Origin of the sequence: Paenibacillus sp. TAB_01, assembly GCF_043945595.1 — a bacterium.
Lineage (GTDB): Bacteria > Bacillota > Bacilli > Paenibacillales > NBRC-103111 > Paenibacillus_S.
In genome coordinates this window covers 478,034-494,007 of record NZ_JBIFNP010000001.1, presented here as the reverse complement: position 1 = coordinate 494,007, position 15,974 = coordinate 478,034, and the positions used below count along the sequence as shown (strand labels likewise).

The following is a 15,974-nucleotide window of genomic DNA, read 5'->3' as shown; positions in this document are numbered from 1 at the left end:
ACTTACATAGAATTCTTGACATACATTACCTAGGAATGTCTTTTAAAAAATCAATTTAAAAATAGCGTACAGATGTACCCTCAACATCTGTACGCTATTTTTCGTAAATCCTTACGCAAATATGATATAACTGAGTTAGACTACCGTCTCTGATATGTTTTGTCAAAGCAACCCTTATACCGGAATAGTCAAATTCACTTTCTATATTATAATCAACACTTTCTAAACCGTATGGATACTGATGATCAGCAATATGATTTTTATATTTCGACCAAAATGATCCGAAATCCTTTACTGTCACATAACTAACGATAAAATTAACTGGAAGACCAGTTGTATCATATTTATAAATTTTATTAATATGTAGGTTTAGATAATTAGAATCCAAAGACGAAAGATTAAGTGCCTCAATTACTGAATATGGATAGTTGTTTTCTTCAACTAGAATATCAACCTCGCCCGATGTTTTTCCTGTATTCGAAACTCCCCATCTCGTCTGATCCTTGGTTGAAAATCCTATCGCCTCCAAAATATTTTTTATAAATCCATTCCGATCATCTTCAGTCGTCGCTCGATATAAATGATTTCCCTGTAATTTTATACATGCAAGAACAATTGAATTTAGCAACCAGTTATACGAATAACGCTTAGTATTTTTCAAAAAATCCCATACTGCAGCATTCTTATTTGATTCACGTATACCGTTAAATAGAGCTTCTATGTCTTTTTCATTAAGCATCGGGTACATTTCTTTTATATAACTAAAACTTGTATCATTTTCAGAAATCGTATCTTTAATAATCACTTTTTTCAAATAATCTAGGAACTGTTTCTCGGAAGAAGGAACATCACTATCAATCAATAAGACATCAATTTTCGAGAGGGTTGCCTTATAGTTAAACTTAAATATGGGTTCTAGAATTTTCTCAATTAAATTTTCGCTCGTATTTCTTACTAACTTTTCATAAAACGGATTTGCTTTATACTCCATGTTTTTCAGTTCATAAAATTGAAAGCATAAATTATTAAATTCTTTTCTATAATCTATCCAGTATTCTGGATTGCTTTGTTTTAACATTTGCAGTTTTGATATGCTTCTGCTTATCCCAATAAAAACCGCACTTATGCATTCATCAAGTGAAAGTAATCTTGTTTCCCAAATCAATGTCATAATTCGTTTATATATTTCATCAGTTGATCGTGACTTAAAAGATAAACTATCTATTAGATATCTGCAGATAGATTTAAATATTTCCGCGTCAATTCTATTATCTTCATTTGCCTCTGCTGTTTCAAATAGCATTTCTGCTTCGGTTATTCTAAGCTTATAATCTTCTTTTGAGAATGAGTCATTAGCTTCAAATATAGTAATTAACCCGAGCTGGTAGTTTGCTTCAGACATTATTTCATGACTTTGATCTTTCAATTTTTCTTTAAGCACACTTTTTATATCTCCAGCTTCAATTTGGTGAAATATGGTTAAATACTTAAGTCTTAAACATTCTAGACTAACTTCCTGAACTTCCTCCCATTCATCTAGTAATAATCCAATTATTCTTCTTGGTTTTACTTTCCCTTTGTGAACCATTATAAGTAACTCTTGTAGAGCTCTTCTTTTACAATATATTTTTTCATAAGAATCCATAATAACTTTCTTCGTAAAATTAACAATATCTTTTTCACTTAAGCTCTCAGACTCAGCGGAAAAAAGTTCATCCCAAAAATGTATCTTTTTTTTCAACTCCCAGCCAAAATATTCCACACAGATTTCCATTAGAACACATATTCTCCCTTATGATAGACAGTTTGATTCTTTAAGACATTTTCCATCTCACGAGTTGCGGTTCCAATAATAATTTGAAGATTTTCATTGTATCTTTCATGGATATTTATGAGAACATCCTTTAATCCTTCCAAATATTTCGAGTCTCCTTCCTCTTTATTAGGGCTATCAATAATGAGGAATCTGGCGTGGCGTCCAAAGTTTTTCTCTATGTCCAATTGTATAAGACCTAGATAAAAAGCAAGCTTTACTCTTAATTGCTCACCCTCCGCAATATCGTCAAACTTCATGGCTATACCATTTTGAATATATATTACATTAAATTTATTATCGATCGTAATATCTGTAATTGATTCAAGTCCAAATTCTTTGATTTCTCTCAACATAAAGCTTGCCAAAGTATCTAATATACTTTTACTCTTATCATATCTTCCAATATCTAAGAAATTAATTACCGAATTTATTAAGTTTATTTCCTCTTCCATCTTTTCTATTATAATCTGATTGGGACTATAATCACTAATACTATTCCTCTTGTAGAGCAGCACTGCTCGCTCAGCAATTAAATTTTTTTCTTCTTCTGACATTTCGCTACTGTTCTGCTGAACTAAATTAATATTACTGATAATTTTAGCAAGTTCAGAACCCATCTCAACTTCGTCGCTTTCGAGTAAGTTAAGCTGGTCAAGTATTCCTACTACTTCCCGATTCGCTTTTTCTAAATCTTTATTTATTTTCTGTTTCTTCTCTTTGATTAGAACCTTTTCTTCGTCTAACTTCTTTAATAATGTTTTAATTTCTTCAATCTTCAGGACATAAATTTGCTTGTTATCATTATTTTTTACATGCTCGTGGCATAAAGGACAAGTTCCATCAATTTCAGAATGATGATTATGTACCTCGTTGTTACAGCTCGGACAATATTTGATGTCTAGATTTGAAAAAAATTGTCCAATCTCTATGTATTCTAATAAATCATTTAGGAGGCGATTGTTCTTTATTATTTCCTTATGGATTCTTCTTTCCTCATGTTCATACTCCTCCAGTTTTCTTAATATTTCCGATTGATTTTTAATAGCTCTTTGAGATTCTTGATTCGCCTTCAGTGTTTCTGTATTAGTAGTATTCATTTTTTTAATAATTCGGTTATATTCTTTTTGAAGTCTAGTTAACTCTTGCATTGGCGAACTGTTGGTAATTTTATCGAGTTTCCTTTGAATTTGTTCCAATTTGAGTTCAATTTCATGTTTTTCGGTTTTCTCGGCATTATCCTTCTGGTTCTCAAATTCCTTATTCTTGCTCATCTCAAACTGTAACATATCTCTCTTGACACTTAGATGATTTATCCAATTAGTATATTCAAAACCTAACAACATTTGAAAAACCTTTTGATCCTGTCCCCCATAGAAAGACACACTATCTTTTGATTCCAAAAAAATAGACTTATAATATGTTTTCCAGCTTGCGCCTGCTTCCACTAGCTCATTGCTGTCTTTTGCAGAAGACTTTTGCGTCCACTTTAAAGAATAGTAGGAAAATTGGTTGAAGAAAAACTTTTGTATTTCTTCACTGTACTTTTTGTTATTGTTCGCCTCAAATACAATATTGCTACCGTCAGAATTTTCTAAAGAAAACTTCTCCCATGGAACATTGTAAAGTATACCTTTAAATCTTGTTTCCAAAGAGATCATTATAAAGTAGTCTTGATTACTTATTTTGAATCCTACAGCAATGTTTTTTATCCAAGTTTTCACATCAGCTTTAATACTGTTAGCGTCTCCAACTAGGGCTGCCTTTAGAACCTTAAAGACTGTTGATTTTCCTCTCAAGTTGTCTGCGATAATTATATTAACACCCTGTTCAAATTTCTTTTTAAAATTGAAATTATCACTATTTTTCTTTTGGCCATTAAATTCAAGATAATTAATAATCAATCTTTTTCCTGTTGAAACTGGCATATCTTCGTATGCAGAATTAAACTCAATAAGAGTTTTTGCTTGATTAATATCTAAATGCTTATTTCCTTCAACTATATTACTAATAAGTCTCTCTAATTCTTTATTCATAGATTCTCACCAAACTCCTCGAAAAACTGACTTTTTACGAGCTCTTGGATATCGCTAATATACTCTTTATAAGAAGTATTTCTATATTCATCAATTTGATATTGGAGGGCTTTTAAATTTGAGCCAGAATAATCACCAAAATACTTCTTAATTACCCCACATCTATTAACATACCAGTTTAACACTTCAAGACTTTTAAGATTTTCAATCATTTTTTCATGGGCTTCATTTGTAACATAATAACTCTTTTTAATTACTCTTAAGCTTTTATCACGTTCACTTGAATATTCAATAAACCCGCACGATATCAAAAATGCAATAACTTGGTCTATGTCTTCATAAGCACCAAAAAAGAACTTTTCCATTTCTAATCTACGTACTTCCGGTTCATTATCGACGAATATTTTTTTTATCACATCTCTAATTTCTGTTTTATTCACACTTCCTGTCCTTATTAGTTCCAGTAATTCATAAGCGAGGTAATCTGGATTTCTTAATAGAAAATCTATTTTTTGAATTCTCACTTCAGAATGCAATACTTTACAACAATTGGGACGACTTGACTCTTGATAATCTTCTCCAAAAAAATAGAGTATAAAAAATATCCTGATACGATCCTTGTATACCCTAATTTTGCTATAGTCTATATCCATACAAATCTGAATCTCCTATTAACCTTTTTATTTTTACCACGATCAGTACTCGAATACTCAACATATGACTATTGACTTATAGGAAAATAGTTTCATCTTTGATATTATTCAACTTTTCCCTTCTTTCTCCTCCTACTAGTGCTCTAAATGATTTATTAATTACATTTACAAAGATGTGTGTCAGTTCAATGAAATCTCGTACTATTTAGTAGAAACGGGATAGCTCAAGCTAACAACATCAACTTAATAGAATTCCCCAAATCTCATGGCAATAACCTCGAAATGATGGCCGCCCCGCACCTCATGCAAAGAAATGTGATAGACTTTACTTTTTCCAGTATCAAATACTAGTTGCCATGAAAAAGACCTCCAAGATGATATGAGCATCTTTCGATAGTCACGATCAGTCTTGAAGGTATTTTGATCTCACGCTTTGGGGTTAGTTCCAAGGCGCTTTATTTCTTCGGCAAAAATAAAGAGGTTTAAAAGGTTTAAAAATTGGGAAAGAAAGTCGATTCAGAAGTATTAACCCCTTGGATGGAAAGTTTTAAACTAAGGTAACGATATAACAAACTCACGGGAGCTATTGCGAGGGTTAGTTTTTGCTTAATCAAACCACTTTTTCTCAAGCTTTAAATTCATTCGATATAAACCATAAATTAAAGTGCCAATTAATAAACTTTCGATTGCCTGAACATATTCTCCGGCAAAAATTAAACCGGTTCCCCATCCGGCGAAAATGGCTGTTAATATTTTTAAAATAACTCCCTCATTTTTATCTAACCATCCCATAGTCTAGAACTCCCTACTCTTCTTCTGTAATTTATAATCAACAAATTCAATAACATTTTCTTGATAGTCTGAATTGAGCCTTCTGTACATTGAAATAAGGTCAGCTTCCACTGGAGTTAATGAGAATGCGTCGTAATCCCCCTCCTGACAATTAGATCGATTTTGAACTTCCTCAACCAACAACCAATTCAAATCAAAACCATACTTGATTCTTAATGCAATCAAAGTATCAGCAGAAGGCTTGCTATTACCTTTTTCTATTTCACTTAGATTACCTTGTGATATTCCAAGAGCTGTTGAAAATTCAACTTGGCTTAAATTATGTAATTTTCGAAAAGCCTTTATTTTTTCACCGATCATAATAAACCCATCCTTTCTAATTCTTCCCCTAATAATGGTGAGTAATCCTCAACGAAAGTGGATACGATCCTTCTGTTTGTCTGAACTTAGGATATAAAATTTTACCGGGTCTAAAAGTACATTTTTTTTACATTCATCTTAAAAATTTTCAAGCTCATATATAAACCAAATGGCAGCAAATCCTTGTATTACAAGGGCTTTGATGCCATCTGGTTGTCTTGTTTTGATGTTATAAACAGTCTCAAACTATCTTATAATCAGTCTCAATTTACGTTACAACTCACATCAGGGATTTTTTATTTGTTAAAACCCCGCTGCCGCATCGCCTCAAACAGCACAACCGTCGCGGCCATCGCGGCATTCAACGACTCCGCTTGGCCGCGCATCGGGATCAGGATGTGCTGCGTAGCCAAATCGGCCACCGCGGCGGAAACGCCCTGCCCCTCGTTGCCGATCACGAACCAGACCGTCTGGGTGAAATCGAAGTCGTAGCAGCTCGTCGAGCCCTGCAGGCTCGTCGTCACAATCGCCGCGCCCTGCTCCGCGGCTTGGGGCAGCACCTCCAGCAGATTGCCCTGGGCAATCGGGAGGTGAAACAGCGAACCCATCGTGGAACGCACCGTCTTCGGGTTGTACAGATCGACGGTGCCCCGCCCAAGCAGCACGCCCGTGGCTCCTACCGCATCCGCACTGCGGATGATGGTGCCGAGGTTGCCCGGGTCCTGGATGCCGTCGACGACGACGACCAGCCCGGCTCCCGCCTGCGCGTTGAGCAGCTGCCCGGACTCCCACGCCAGCTTGGGCAGCACGGCAAAAACCGGCTGCGGCGTTTGAGTATCGGTGCACTTGGCGAGCACCGTCTCAGTGACCGCCACGCATTCGATACCGGCGGCATGCGCCTGATCCAAAAGCGCCGAAGGCAGCATGTGAGCGCGCTCCTCCGCGAACACGATCGTTTCAACAGGCAGAGAAGACGCTAAGGCCTCCTGCACCAGGTGAATGCCCTCAATAACAAACTGTCCCAGTTTGTCCCTGCCTTTTTTCTCTAATAATTGGGTCCAGGTCTTCACGCGTGAATTGTGGACGGATGTTATAACCGTTTCTTGTACCATAGTATGTATTTACTCCGCGAACGTTTTTTCGAAATTTTGCAAATCTACATTCTTGCCTACGACGACCAGAATGTCGTCTTCCTTGATCAAATCCTCCGCGGCAGGCGCGATGTTCATTTTATCGCCGGTTTTGATGCCCATGACATTGCAGCCGAACTTGGCCCGGATGTCCAGCTGCCGCAGGCTTTTGCCGACCATCGCCCGCGAGGCTCGCACCTCGACGATACTGTGATCGTCCGACAGCTCAATATAATCGATGATGCTCGATGAGATCAAATGATGCGCAACCCGCATCCCCATATCGCGCTCGGGATAAATCACTTTATCGGCGCCGATTTTTTTGACTACCTTGCCGTGAAGCTCGTTCTGAGCCTTGACGATCACTTTGCGCGCGCCGAGTTCCTTCAATATAATGGTCGTCAGAATGCTCGATTGGATGTCCTGGCCGATCGCCACGATAACGACATCAAAGTTGCGCAGCCCCAGAGCGCGGAGCGCATCCTCGTCGGTCGAATCCGCCTGGACGACATGCGTCACGATATTGGCAACTTCTTGTGTCCGCTGCTCGCTGCTGTCTATTGCCAGCACTTCAAAACCGAGCTCGGATAAAGTTTTGGCTATACTGATGCCGAACCGGCCCATACCGATGACGGCGAATTGTTTTTTCACGTGATCTACCCCTTCGTGCTTTTCTTGGGATGGCCGTTTTTTACGCTCAGCTATAGTTTTTCCTGTAAGTCCTATTATATCATAGTCCGATTCGATCACAACGCAGGCATGAACCAGACTTAAATGGAGCATAGTAATCAGGTAAACCACGAATGAAAAGCGAGGACAGTATCCATGAATTTAAACCTAAGGCAAGCCATCATTCAGCGAGTAACGGACAAAAGCGATGAGGAGCTCTTCGGAGTCATTGAAGACTCCATCGGAGGCCAGGAGCAGGTGCTTCCCGGACTTGGCGTGCTTTTCGAAATTATTTGGCAGAACAGCGGATCGGACGTGCAGAACCAGCTGGTGTCCACGTTAAAGGACCATTTGCATTAGTCCCGTCCTGCGGTCCTTGCCCGGCCCTTCAAGAGAGACAACAGGAAAAAACCGCGCTCCAAACGAAGCGGCTTCAAGCCGGCTTCGTATTTGGAACGCGGTTCTTATTTATTCCAGGGGGATGGATAAATTCGCTATTAATCCAACAAACCTTTAACCAGTCCGGTAGGCATGGCTTTTGGCTTCTCGCAAGTGCTTTGCATGACATAATGCTTGCCTTGATCCGAAGCGTCATGGAAGCCGTGCATAGCCTCCAGAATATGATAGGCCAGCTCGCCGTTAGCCCGGTTCGCACGTCCGTTGCGGATCGCATAAGCCATATCCAGAACGCCGAGTCCGCGGCTGTTCTCCGTATAGCCGTGCGTCAGCGGAATTTCGGTAAATTCCTTGGCATCGGCGCGGCGAAGCAGAACGGGTCCGCCGAACGTATTCGGATCGGGAACGCTCAGTGTACCTTGGCTTCCGTAAATTTCGATTCTTGGCAGCTGGCTGCCGCCGAAGGCATCGAATGTCGTAATAATCGTTCCGATGGCGCCGCTATGGAAATCCAGCACGCCCGCTACATGCGTAGGCGTTTCTACCTGGATCGTCTGACCGAATTTCGGTTCGCTTGTAATGGTACGCTCAGGATAGGAAATCCGGGTCGAGCCGGTCACGCGGGAAATCGGTCCGAGCATAGCTACCAGGGCTGTCAAATAATAGGGACCCATATCGAACATCGGTTCGCCGCCTTTGGCGTAGTAAAATTCGGGATCCGGATGCCAGTGCTCGTGCCCGCGGCCAATCATGAAGGCGCTCGCCGCAACCGGTGTACCGATCCAGCCGTCCTCGATCAGCTTGATCGAGGTTTGAATGCCGCCGCCGAGGAACGTATCCGGCGCGCTGCCTACGAGCAGCCCTTTGCTGCGGGCTACAGCTAGGATACGCAGTCCTTCCTCGCGCGTTACCGCAAGCGGCTTCTCGACGTAGACGTGCTTCCCTGCCTCCAACGCCTGGATGCAGACCTCCGCATGGGCAGCAGGAATCGTCAGGTTAATGACCAAATCGATATCGGGATCGGCCAACAGCTCGTTAACGGAGCAAGCTTTGGCAATACCGTGCTCTTCCGCGCTTGCCTGCGCACGGGCTACATTCAAATCGGCGCAAGCTGCGACTTCCAGTGCTGAGAACTGCTTGCAATTTTTAAAATAAATACTGCTGATTTTACCGCAGCCTACGATTCCTACTCTGACTTTTTCCATAAGATTTCGAGTTCCTCCCGTTTCGATGGTTAGTTGCTGTCGCCCATCCCTGTATATTTTGCGTTCACTGCTTGTGCTCCGGCCGATGCCAATTCCTTGCCCTCAGCCGCCCAAAGGAAGCCGCGGCGCATCATCAGCTTCACCTGCGGCATGTCAACGATGTTCGCTTGGTGCCCAAGGGAGCAGTAATACACGCGGCCGACGCCCCAGCGCTTCGTCCAGACTACCGGCATATCCACGGCTTTGTTCAAGGAATGCGGGCCTTCTACGGTTGGAAACCGTGTCGTTGCCAGCACTTCGACGGCCGGATCGACGTGCAGGTAATACTGCTCGCTTTTGACCTCGAAATCTTCAATGCCTTCAACCAGCGGGCTGGATGTATTGCAAATGTTGACCGTGTACTCAACCCCGTCATTGCCAGGATGAGCAACCCATTGTCCGCCCGTCATAAACTGCCAGTCCACGTTGTTCCGGAAGGAGTCGCACATGCCGCCATGGCAGCCTGCCAAGCCGACGCCGCTTTGCACCGCTTTGGATACATTGCCCGCCAGCTCCTTGGAAATTTCGCCCATCGTCCATACAGGAACGATCAGGTCCAGCGCCAGCAGCTTTTCCGCATCGGCGAACGATTCCAGCGTATCCGATACCTCTACCTCAAAGCCTTCTTCCTCCAACACGGTACGGAAAATCTCGGATACTTCCTTCGGCTGATGACCCTGCCAGCCTCCTTGAACGACTAATGCCTTTTTCATTGTGTGCACGCTCCCTGTCCCTATATTTTCTTTCCTGTGCCATGCGCTAATTTATTAAAGCAGACAATATCCGCCCGTAACTCTTAAACCTCTTCGATCCTTACCCAGCGGCGCTCCGCAATAGAAAGATCCACCGCTTCCAGCACCTCTTGGCATTTCACGCCGTCCACGAAATTCGGCACCGGCTGACGGTTTTCTTCCATCGCCTGCATCAGCTCGACGACTTCATGAACAAAGGTGTGCTCATAGCCGATCGTATGTCCCGCCGGCCACCAGGCATCCATATATGCATGCGCCGGATCGGTAGCCAATACGCGGCGGAACCCTTGCACATCCTCCGCATCGTCGGTGAAATAAACCTGCAGCTCATTCATCCGTTCGAAGTCGAATTTCACGCTGCCCTTGCTGCCGTTAATTTCAAAGGAATTCGTGCAGCGGTGGCCCGGCGCAAAACGCGTCGCCTCGAAGCTGCCCAGCGCGCCGTTCTCAAAGCGGCTCATAAACAGCGTAGCGTCATCCACGGTAACCGGACCCCGCGGCGCATCCTTGCTGCCTTTGGCGCTCAGACCGGTCATCGAAGTCGGCATCGGTCTTTCCTTGATAAATGTTTCGCTCATGCCGATCACTTCGGTCATGCCGCCGACCAAATAATGCGACAGGTCGATCAAATGGGCGCCCAAGTCGCCGTGAGAGCCGGAGCCGGCAATTTCCTTTTGCAGTCTCCACACGAGCGGGAAGTCCGGATCGACGATCCAATCCTGCAGGAACCAGGCGCGGAAATGATAAATTTGTCCGAGACGGCCCTCGTCAATCAGCTTCTTCGCCAGCTGCACCGCCGGCGCGAAACGGTAGTTGAAGCCGACCATGTGCTTCACGCCCGCCGCTTCCGCAGCTTGCAGCATCTCGCGGGAATCCTCGAGCGTCAGCGCAAGCGGCTTCTCGCAGAACAGATGCTTGCCGGCCGCAGCGGCGGCTAGCGCAATTTCCTTGTGCGCATCGCTCGGAGCGTTGATATCGATGATGTCGATATCGTCGCGCTTCAGCAGCTCGCGCCAGTCGGTCACGTAGCCCTCCCAGCCGAACTGCTCGGCGGCTTGAGCGACACCGGCCTCATCGCGGCCGCAGATCAGCTTCATGCCCGGCTTCGCCACCTTCGGGAAAAACATATGTAAATCGCGGTAAGCATGGCTGTGCGCCTTGCCCATAAATTTATATCCAACCATCCCGATGTTGATTTGCTTCATCCTGTCTGTTCCTCCATTCATAAATTCATAATAGCGGCGGTAATGAATTGTGCAGGACAGCCTGCAGCAGCATGGGCATCAGGGGAGCCTCTCTCGGCTCAGCTCCGTTTGCCGCAGGACTGCCGGACGACCAGCTCGGTATCCAGCTTCGTCTGGAACGCTGCCGGCGCTTCGCCGTTCAGGCTCGACAGCAGCCGCTCGGCGGCCAGACTTCCCATCTCGTAAAAGGGGACGGCTACGCTCGTCAGCGGCGGATCGGTCACGCGCGCGGCGTCGGAGTTGTCGTAGCCGACAACGGCGAAATCGCGCCCGGCCTCCCAGCCCAGCTCGCGCAGCCCCTGCATCAAGCCGATGGCCATCCGGTCATTGGCGGCGAAGACGGCATCGATCTCGTATCGATGCTCGAACAGCCGGGCCGCTGCGCGGTAGCCGCTCGTACGGCTGTAGTTGCCTTCGTAGTACAAGTGCGGCTGGCTTCCGCCCGGATCGCCGGGTTCAAGCTCGGCCTCCCGCATCGCCTGGCGGTAGCCTTCCAGCCGGTCTCCGCTGCTGGAAAACTGCGGCGATCCGTTGAGAAACGCGATCCGCCGGCAGCCTTTATCCAGCAGATGCCGGACAGCGAGATAGCTGCCTTTTTGATGATCCGCGTCGACCTCGTTGAACCGCTCCCCTTCAAAATGCTGGTTCACCAGGCAGAAGGGATGTCCCCCTTCCTCCAGCGCTTTAAGCTGCTCCAGCTCGCGGGGCGTGTCGGTTGCACCAAGAATGATGCAGGCATCTACTTTTTGCGCGCGAAACATATCGATGTAATCGCTTTCTTCATCCGGAGAACGAAGCAGGAGCAGCAGATCGTACCCCATCTCTTTCACCTTGGCGCCGATGCCGCTCAATATCTCGGAGAAGAAATACGTTGAAAACAAATGGACCTTCGGTACGTAAGGAAGAACTACGCCCAAATTGCCGCTGCGGCGGCGGGCAAAGTTCTGAGCAATAGCATTGGGATGATAGTTTAAGGTCTTGGCTGCTTCCAGCACCCGCTGCTTCGTCTCCTCTTTCATCGGCCCTACGCCGTTGAACACTCGGGATACGGTAGCTTCGGATACTCCCGCCAGCTCAGCGACTTCCTTTCTTGTAACGATAACCTGGACCCTCCCTTCTATAATGGTGCGGCCGTCCTCGAGCCAAACCTGCAGCACAGCTGTATATTCATGATCTCCGGGTCTGCCCCAAGAACGTAATGGTATAGATTTACACGTAAAATGTACACGCGTACATTTTCTCACGCGGCAGCTTATCTGTCAATCGGATTTTTAAGCAATGCTTCCTTTTTCTCACCGAAAGGCATCATTGCCGAATGTCACTATGATCTCTCAGTGAGGCTGCTTGTCATCATGGCAAAGCAGAACATGCGCTTCCTGGAGCGGAAAATTCATCGAATGCGGCCGCTCGCCCCGTCCTTACTGCGGCTTGGCGCCAAAGGGCCAAAAACCGCCGCTTACTTGCAGAAACGGCCCGGCGAGTACGCCCATCAGTCATTGCTCGGCCAGGAACTAAGCGCCGATAAAACGCGCAGCCTGAGCATGGCCCAAGCAAACCTAAAGAGGACGCCGCCGGCTGCAGCGCCCTCCTCTCTTTTCGGTTCGCCAGCCAGCCCGGACCGGACTGAGATCCCAACCAATGCGGCAGGAATCAATACGTCATGACTTCGCCCCTGCCCAGCTTGCTTTTGCTCTCCTTGTGCAGGGAGGCGTGGATCAGGAATAAGGCAAGCGAGATGACCGCAGCGCATGTCCCGACAAGCAGGACGGGCACGATCCCCCAGTGATCGTATACGTTCCCGTAAATCGTCGGGCCGGTCATACGGCCCACGTTGCCGAAGCCGCCCGAGAGTCCCATGAAGAATGGCGCAGCCCGTCCTGTCCGCTCCGAATAAAAGGTAGGGATGGCGGGCAGCAGCAGCATTTCGCCAATCGTGCAGATAACCATTCCTACGGCGAGGAAGATGTAGGTTTGATGAAACCCGAGGATGAAGCCGAGTCCCAGCGCATAGCACAGCGAGCTCATCACGATTTGGGCTACCAGCGATTTGGCCACTGTCGCCTTGATCCATCCGGTTACCGGCTGTCCGGCAAAGATGACAATGCCGTTGATCGTCCACAGCAGGCTGTACATCGTCAGAGGATATCCCCGCTCCGTTAAATAGGGCGCAATCCCGTTGCTCCATAAGGTAAAGGAAATGTAATAGAACAGCGCGCCAAGCCCCAGAAACAAATAAATGCGGAAGTGCGTCAGATGGCGCAGCACGCTTTCCTCCCGCTTCACCCCTCCGCTCCCCGGTATGGCTGCTGCAGCTGCCGGACTCTCCTCCTCTTGCTTCGCCTGCATAAAGAAGAACAAGAAGACGGCAAAGGCCAGCGTAGAAAGGGAGGTTACCATGTAGGTCAGCGGGAACGAAATGGAGGCGATCAGCCCGCCCAGCGCCGCTCCAATCGCCAGCCCCGTGTTGTTGCCCACATAGATGGCGTTGTACAGCTTACGGCGGTGCTCCTTCCAGCGAAAGCCCACGTAAGCATTAATAGAGGGCTGCGCAATGCCGTTCATAAAGCCGTTCAAGCTGAGCAGCAGAACAAACAGCCAATAGTCGTGAGTCCAGACTACAGAGCTGAGCAGCGCCGACTGCACGGACCATGGAACCGATGATCAGCCTTTTCGGTCCGAGCCGATGATACAGCGCGCCGCCGGCGAACTCACCCAGAATGCCCGCCAACGCCTGGTACAGCAGAACGAGCCCCGCTTCCCCGTACGACCGTCCCAGCACCTGATGCACATACAAGGTCGTCAGCGGCCACAAAATCGCTTTGCCTGTAGCATTCATGAAGCTTGCGGCCATAAAATAGAGCGCATCCTTCGGATACGCCTGAAAGAATAGTTGAAGCCTTCTTTTCATACGATGCCATTCCACCTTTTTTCCGACGTTCCCGTGAATCTCTTGCGTTTGCGGGGAAACGGCTATTTTTTCTTCGGATCCAGCGCATCCCTTACCCCGTCTCCGACAAAATTGATTGCCAGCACGGTAATCACGATCATAAGACCCGACGGAATCCACAGCCAAGGCTCGCTCTTCAGCGTAGTAATCGATTGCGCTGCCGTCAGCATGTTGCCCCAGCTCGCCGTAGGCGGCTGAACTCCCATCCCGAGAAAGCTCAGCGACGATTCCGACAAAATGGCCGTCGCCGCCCCGAACGTCGCGTTCACCAGCAGGGGAGCCATCGCGTTCGGCAATATTTCCTGAAAAATAATTTGCCGCTTGCTCAGCCCGAGCGCCTGCGCGGCCTTCACAAACTCCATCTGCTTGATCGACAGCACGCTCCCCCGGACAAGCCGCGCTACGGCGGGCCAGCCCAGCAGACCAAGCACCAGAATAATATTCGATAACCCGGGTCCGATAATCGTAACCAGCACCAGGATCACCATCAAGTGAGGGAAGGACATGAAGATGTCAATAATCCGGTTGACGATCATATCGACTTTGCCCCCGTAGTACCCCGCTACAGCGCCGATGACGGTACCGATGGCGACATAGATGGCGACCGAGCCGAGACCGATGGATAAGGAGATGCGCGAGGCATAGATCAGACGGCTGAGCACGTCCCTGCCCACCTGATCGGTGCCCAGCCAGTATTTGGCCGATGGCGGCGCACTGAACTCGTCTTGAATGGTACTGGGATCATACGGCGCAAGCACGGGCGCCAATGCCGCCATAAGAATCAGAATGACGAATACGAGCAGGCCCGCGACCGCCATTTTGTGCCTCAAGAACTGCTTGATCACGTTCTGCAAGTAGCTCTCCTGCCGCTCCGCCGCCGGTTTCACAGCTAATTCGACGGCAGGTACCGTACCCTTCTCTGCCTGTTCTCTCCATGATACTGCTGGCATATGAACACCTTCTCTACTAATTGTATTTGATTCGCGGATCGACAAAGGCATACATGAGATCCGCCCATAAATTCGACAGCAGCACCGCAACCGCCGCCACCAGATTGATCCCCATCAGCGCCGGATAATCGCGAGAGAGGATCGCTTGGATCGTCAATTGTCCCATTCCCGACCATTGAAAGACCGTTTCCGTCACGACCGCGCCGCCGATCAGCATCGGGATGTCCATCCCGGCGATCGTAATGATCGGAATCAGCGCGTTTTTGAGCGTATGCTTGTTGATGACCTTCCATTCGGGCAGCCCTTTGGCCCGGGCGGTCCGCAGATAGTCCTGCCCCAGCACCTCCAGCACGCTGGACCGGACGTACCGTACCATGCCGCCCGCGATTGACGTTCCGAGCGTCAGCGCCGGAAGCACCAAGTGCTTCAAGGTGTCTCCAATCTCTCCCTCCTGGCCGATCGTATTCATGCCGCCGGTAGGAAGAACGCCCAAATTGACGCCGAAAATATAGATAACGCCCAGTCCGAGGAAAAAGCTCGGTACGGACACACCCAGAAACGAACCGGTGGAGGCGATATAATCCAGCCAGGAGTACTGCTTCACCGCACTCAGAATGCCGAGCGGAATCGCTATAAGGTAAGCGATGATCAACGCCGCTCCCATCAGCAGCAGCGTCGCGCCCAGCCGCTCTGCAATCATATGCGTCACCGGCTGGAATGAGCTGAACGAGGTGCCCAGGTTGCCGGACAGCAGATGGCCGAGCCATTTGAAATATTGAACGATCAGCGGATCGTCCAGGCCGAGCGCCTCGCGCCGCAGCAGCTTATCCGCCTCCGATACGTCCGGGTTCGCATATAAATCTACGGGATCGCCCGGCGCCAGGTAGATGATGAAGAAATTCAGGAACGTCACGCCGAGCAGAACCGGCACCGCAATCAACAGTCGTCGAATCGTATAATCCAGCATGTCTCTCGTCCTCCATTCGTA

At 47.2% G+C, this 15,974-nt stretch carries 17 protein-coding genes; 2 read left to right on the top strand and 15 right to left on the bottom strand.

Translation table 11 applies throughout. The features are described 5' to 3' along the window. Positions 1-94: 94 nt before the first annotated feature. The 7 genes from ACHHV8_RS02520 to ACHHV8_RS02490 all read right to left on the bottom strand — a co-directional run bounded on the left by ACHHV8_RS02520 (position 95) and on the right by ACHHV8_RS02490 (position 7,567). A complete protein-coding gene (locus ACHHV8_RS02520) occupies positions 95-1,774 on the bottom strand; it encodes a hypothetical protein (protein WP_395156461.1) in 1,680 nt (559 codons plus the stop codon). Then, positions 1,774-3,849 (bottom strand): coiled-coil domain-containing protein, encoded by a 2,076-nt coding sequence (locus tag ACHHV8_RS02515; protein WP_395156459.1) that lies wholly within the window; start codon positions 3,847-3,849, stop codon positions 1,774-1,776. Before ACHHV8_RS02515 ends, ACHHV8_RS02520 begins: the two co-directional genes overlap by 1 nt. Continuing rightward, a complete protein-coding gene (locus ACHHV8_RS02510; RefSeq protein ID WP_395156457.1) occupies positions 3,846-4,502 on the bottom strand; it encodes a hypothetical protein in 657 nt (218 codons plus the stop codon). Before ACHHV8_RS02510 ends, ACHHV8_RS02515 begins: the two co-directional genes overlap by 4 nt. A gap of 606 nt (positions 4,503-5,108) precedes the next feature. Further along, positions 5,109-5,294: a hypothetical protein gene (locus ACHHV8_RS02505; protein ID WP_395156455.1), complete on the bottom strand. Its 186-nt coding sequence runs from the start codon at positions 5,292-5,294 to the stop codon at positions 5,109-5,111. 3 nt (positions 5,295-5,297) lie between these two features. Then, positions 5,298-5,654, bottom strand: a complete 357-nt coding sequence (locus tag ACHHV8_RS02500; RefSeq protein WP_395156453.1) for a helix-turn-helix domain-containing protein — start codon at positions 5,652-5,654, stop codon at positions 5,298-5,300. A gap of 296 nt (positions 5,655-5,950) precedes the next feature. Beyond that, entirely contained in the window at positions 5,951-6,766 is an 816-nt protein-coding gene (locus tag ACHHV8_RS02495; protein WP_395156451.1) for a TrmH family RNA methyltransferase, read from the bottom strand. Positions 6,767-6,775: 9 nt separating this feature from the next. Beyond that, positions 6,776-7,567, bottom strand: a complete 792-nt coding sequence (locus tag ACHHV8_RS02490; protein WP_395156449.1) for a potassium channel family protein — start codon at positions 7,565-7,567, stop codon at positions 6,776-6,778. A gap of 42 nt (positions 7,568-7,609) precedes the next feature. On the opposite strand from ACHHV8_RS02490, the gene sspI reads away from it, so the two are divergent. After that, a complete protein-coding gene (gene sspI / locus ACHHV8_RS02485) occupies positions 7,610-7,813 on the top strand; it encodes a small acid-soluble spore protein SspI (RefSeq protein ID WP_395156447.1) in 204 nt (67 codons plus the stop codon). 137 nt (positions 7,814-7,950) lie between these two features. Here sspI and ACHHV8_RS02480 read toward each other — a convergent pair whose 3' ends face one another. The 4 genes from ACHHV8_RS02480 to ACHHV8_RS02465 all read right to left on the bottom strand — a co-directional run bounded on the left by ACHHV8_RS02480 (position 7,951) and on the right by ACHHV8_RS02465 (position 12,246). Then, complete coding sequence (locus ACHHV8_RS02480; RefSeq protein WP_395156445.1) at positions 7,951-9,054, bottom strand: Gfo/Idh/MocA family protein; 1,104 nt, start codon at positions 9,052-9,054, stop codon at positions 7,951-7,953. A 29-nt stretch (positions 9,055-9,083) separates the two neighbouring features. After that, on the bottom strand, positions 9,084-9,806 hold the full coding sequence (locus tag ACHHV8_RS02475; protein WP_395156443.1) for a ThuA domain-containing protein: 723 nt from the start codon (positions 9,804-9,806) through the stop codon (positions 9,084-9,086). An 83-nt stretch (positions 9,807-9,889) separates the two neighbouring features. Continuing rightward, positions 9,890-11,050, bottom strand: a complete 1,161-nt coding sequence (locus ACHHV8_RS02470) for a Gfo/Idh/MocA family protein (RefSeq protein WP_395156441.1) — start codon at positions 11,048-11,050, stop codon at positions 9,890-9,892. Between the two features lie 98 nt (positions 11,051-11,148). Further along, entirely contained in the window at positions 11,149-12,246 is a 1,098-nt protein-coding gene (locus ACHHV8_RS02465) for a LacI family DNA-binding transcriptional regulator (protein WP_395156439.1), read from the bottom strand. 195 nt (positions 12,247-12,441) lie between these two features. On the opposite strand from ACHHV8_RS02465, the gene ACHHV8_RS02460 reads away from it, so the two are divergent. After that, on the top strand, positions 12,442-12,753 hold the full coding sequence (locus ACHHV8_RS02460; protein ID WP_395156437.1) for a hypothetical protein: 312 nt from the start codon (positions 12,442-12,444) through the stop codon (positions 12,751-12,753). Here the strand turns inward: ACHHV8_RS02460 and ACHHV8_RS02455 are convergent. The 4 genes from ACHHV8_RS02455 to ACHHV8_RS02440 form a co-directional block, all read right to left on the bottom strand. Then, positions 12,740-13,732: an MFS transporter gene (locus tag ACHHV8_RS02455; protein WP_395156435.1), complete on the bottom strand. Its 993-nt coding sequence runs from the start codon at positions 13,730-13,732 to the stop codon at positions 12,740-12,742. The two genes, ACHHV8_RS02460 and ACHHV8_RS02455, sit on opposite strands and share 14 nt — an antisense overlap. Then, a complete protein-coding gene (locus ACHHV8_RS02450; RefSeq protein ID WP_395156433.1) occupies positions 13,623-13,997 on the bottom strand; it encodes an MFS transporter in 375 nt (124 codons plus the stop codon). Before ACHHV8_RS02450 ends, ACHHV8_RS02455 begins: the two co-directional genes overlap by 110 nt. A 62-nt stretch (positions 13,998-14,059) precedes the next feature. Beyond that, positions 14,060-14,986, bottom strand: coding sequence for an oligopeptide ABC transporter permease (gene opp4C, locus ACHHV8_RS02445; protein ID WP_395156431.1), 927 nt, complete (start codon positions 14,984-14,986; stop codon positions 14,060-14,062). Between the two features lie 16 nt (positions 14,987-15,002). Continuing rightward, positions 15,003-15,953, bottom strand: a complete 951-nt coding sequence (locus ACHHV8_RS02440) for an ABC transporter permease (protein WP_395156429.1) — start codon at positions 15,951-15,953, stop codon at positions 15,003-15,005. Between the last annotated feature and the right edge of the window lie 21 nt (positions 15,954-15,974).

What these genes read in the sequence shown, in the direction of transcription:
- ACHHV8_RS02460 (WP_395156437.1), top strand. Translation starts at nt 12,442, where the DNA reads ATGGCAAAGCAGAACATGCGCTTCCTGGAGCGGAAAATTCATCGAATG.
- opp4C (WP_395156431.1), bottom strand. Translation starts at nt 14,986, where the DNA reads ATGCCAGCAGTATCATGGAGAGAACAGGCAGAGAAGGGTACGGTACCT.
- ACHHV8_RS02500 (WP_395156453.1), bottom strand. Translation starts at nt 5,654, where the DNA reads ATGATCGGTGAAAAAATAAAGGCTTTTCGAAAATTACATAATTTAAGC.
- sspI (WP_395156447.1), top strand. Translation starts at nt 7,610, where the DNA reads ATGAATTTAAACCTAAGGCAAGCCATCATTCAGCGAGTAACGGACAAA.
- ACHHV8_RS02510 (WP_395156457.1), bottom strand. Translation starts at nt 4,502, where the DNA reads ATGGATATAGACTATAGCAAAATTAGGGTATACAAGGATCGTATCAGG.
- ACHHV8_RS02515 (WP_395156459.1), bottom strand. Translation starts at nt 3,849, where the DNA reads ATGAATAAAGAATTAGAGAGACTTATTAGTAATATAGTTGAAGGAAAT.
- ACHHV8_RS02495 (WP_395156451.1), bottom strand. Translation starts at nt 6,766, where the DNA reads ATGGTACAAGAAACGGTTATAACATCCGTCCACAATTCACGCGTGAAG.
- ACHHV8_RS02480 (WP_395156445.1), bottom strand. Translation starts at nt 9,054, where the DNA reads ATGGAAAAAGTCAGAGTAGGAATCGTAGGCTGCGGTAAAATCAGCAGT.
- ACHHV8_RS02450 (WP_395156433.1), bottom strand. Translation starts at nt 13,997, where the DNA reads ATGAAAAGAAGGCTTCAACTATTCTTTCAGGCGTATCCGAAGGATGCG.
- ACHHV8_RS02475 (WP_395156443.1), bottom strand. Translation starts at nt 9,806, where the DNA reads ATGAAAAAGGCATTAGTCGTTCAAGGAGGCTGGCAGGGTCATCAGCCG.
- ACHHV8_RS02440 (WP_395156429.1), bottom strand. Translation starts at nt 15,953, where the DNA reads ATGCTGGATTATACGATTCGACGACTGTTGATTGCGGTGCCGGTTCTG.
- ACHHV8_RS02490 (WP_395156449.1), bottom strand. Translation starts at nt 7,567, where the DNA reads ATGCTCCATTTAAGTCTGGTTCATGCCTGCGTTGTGATCGAATCGGAC.
- ACHHV8_RS02470 (WP_395156441.1), bottom strand. Translation starts at nt 11,050, where the DNA reads ATGAAGCAAATCAACATCGGGATGGTTGGATATAAATTTATGGGCAAG.
- ACHHV8_RS02520 (WP_395156461.1), bottom strand. Translation starts at nt 1,774, where the DNA reads ATGGAAATCTGTGTGGAATATTTTGGCTGGGAGTTGAAAAAAAAGATA.
- ACHHV8_RS02505 (WP_395156455.1), bottom strand. Translation starts at nt 5,294, where the DNA reads ATGGGATGGTTAGATAAAAATGAGGGAGTTATTTTAAAAATATTAACA.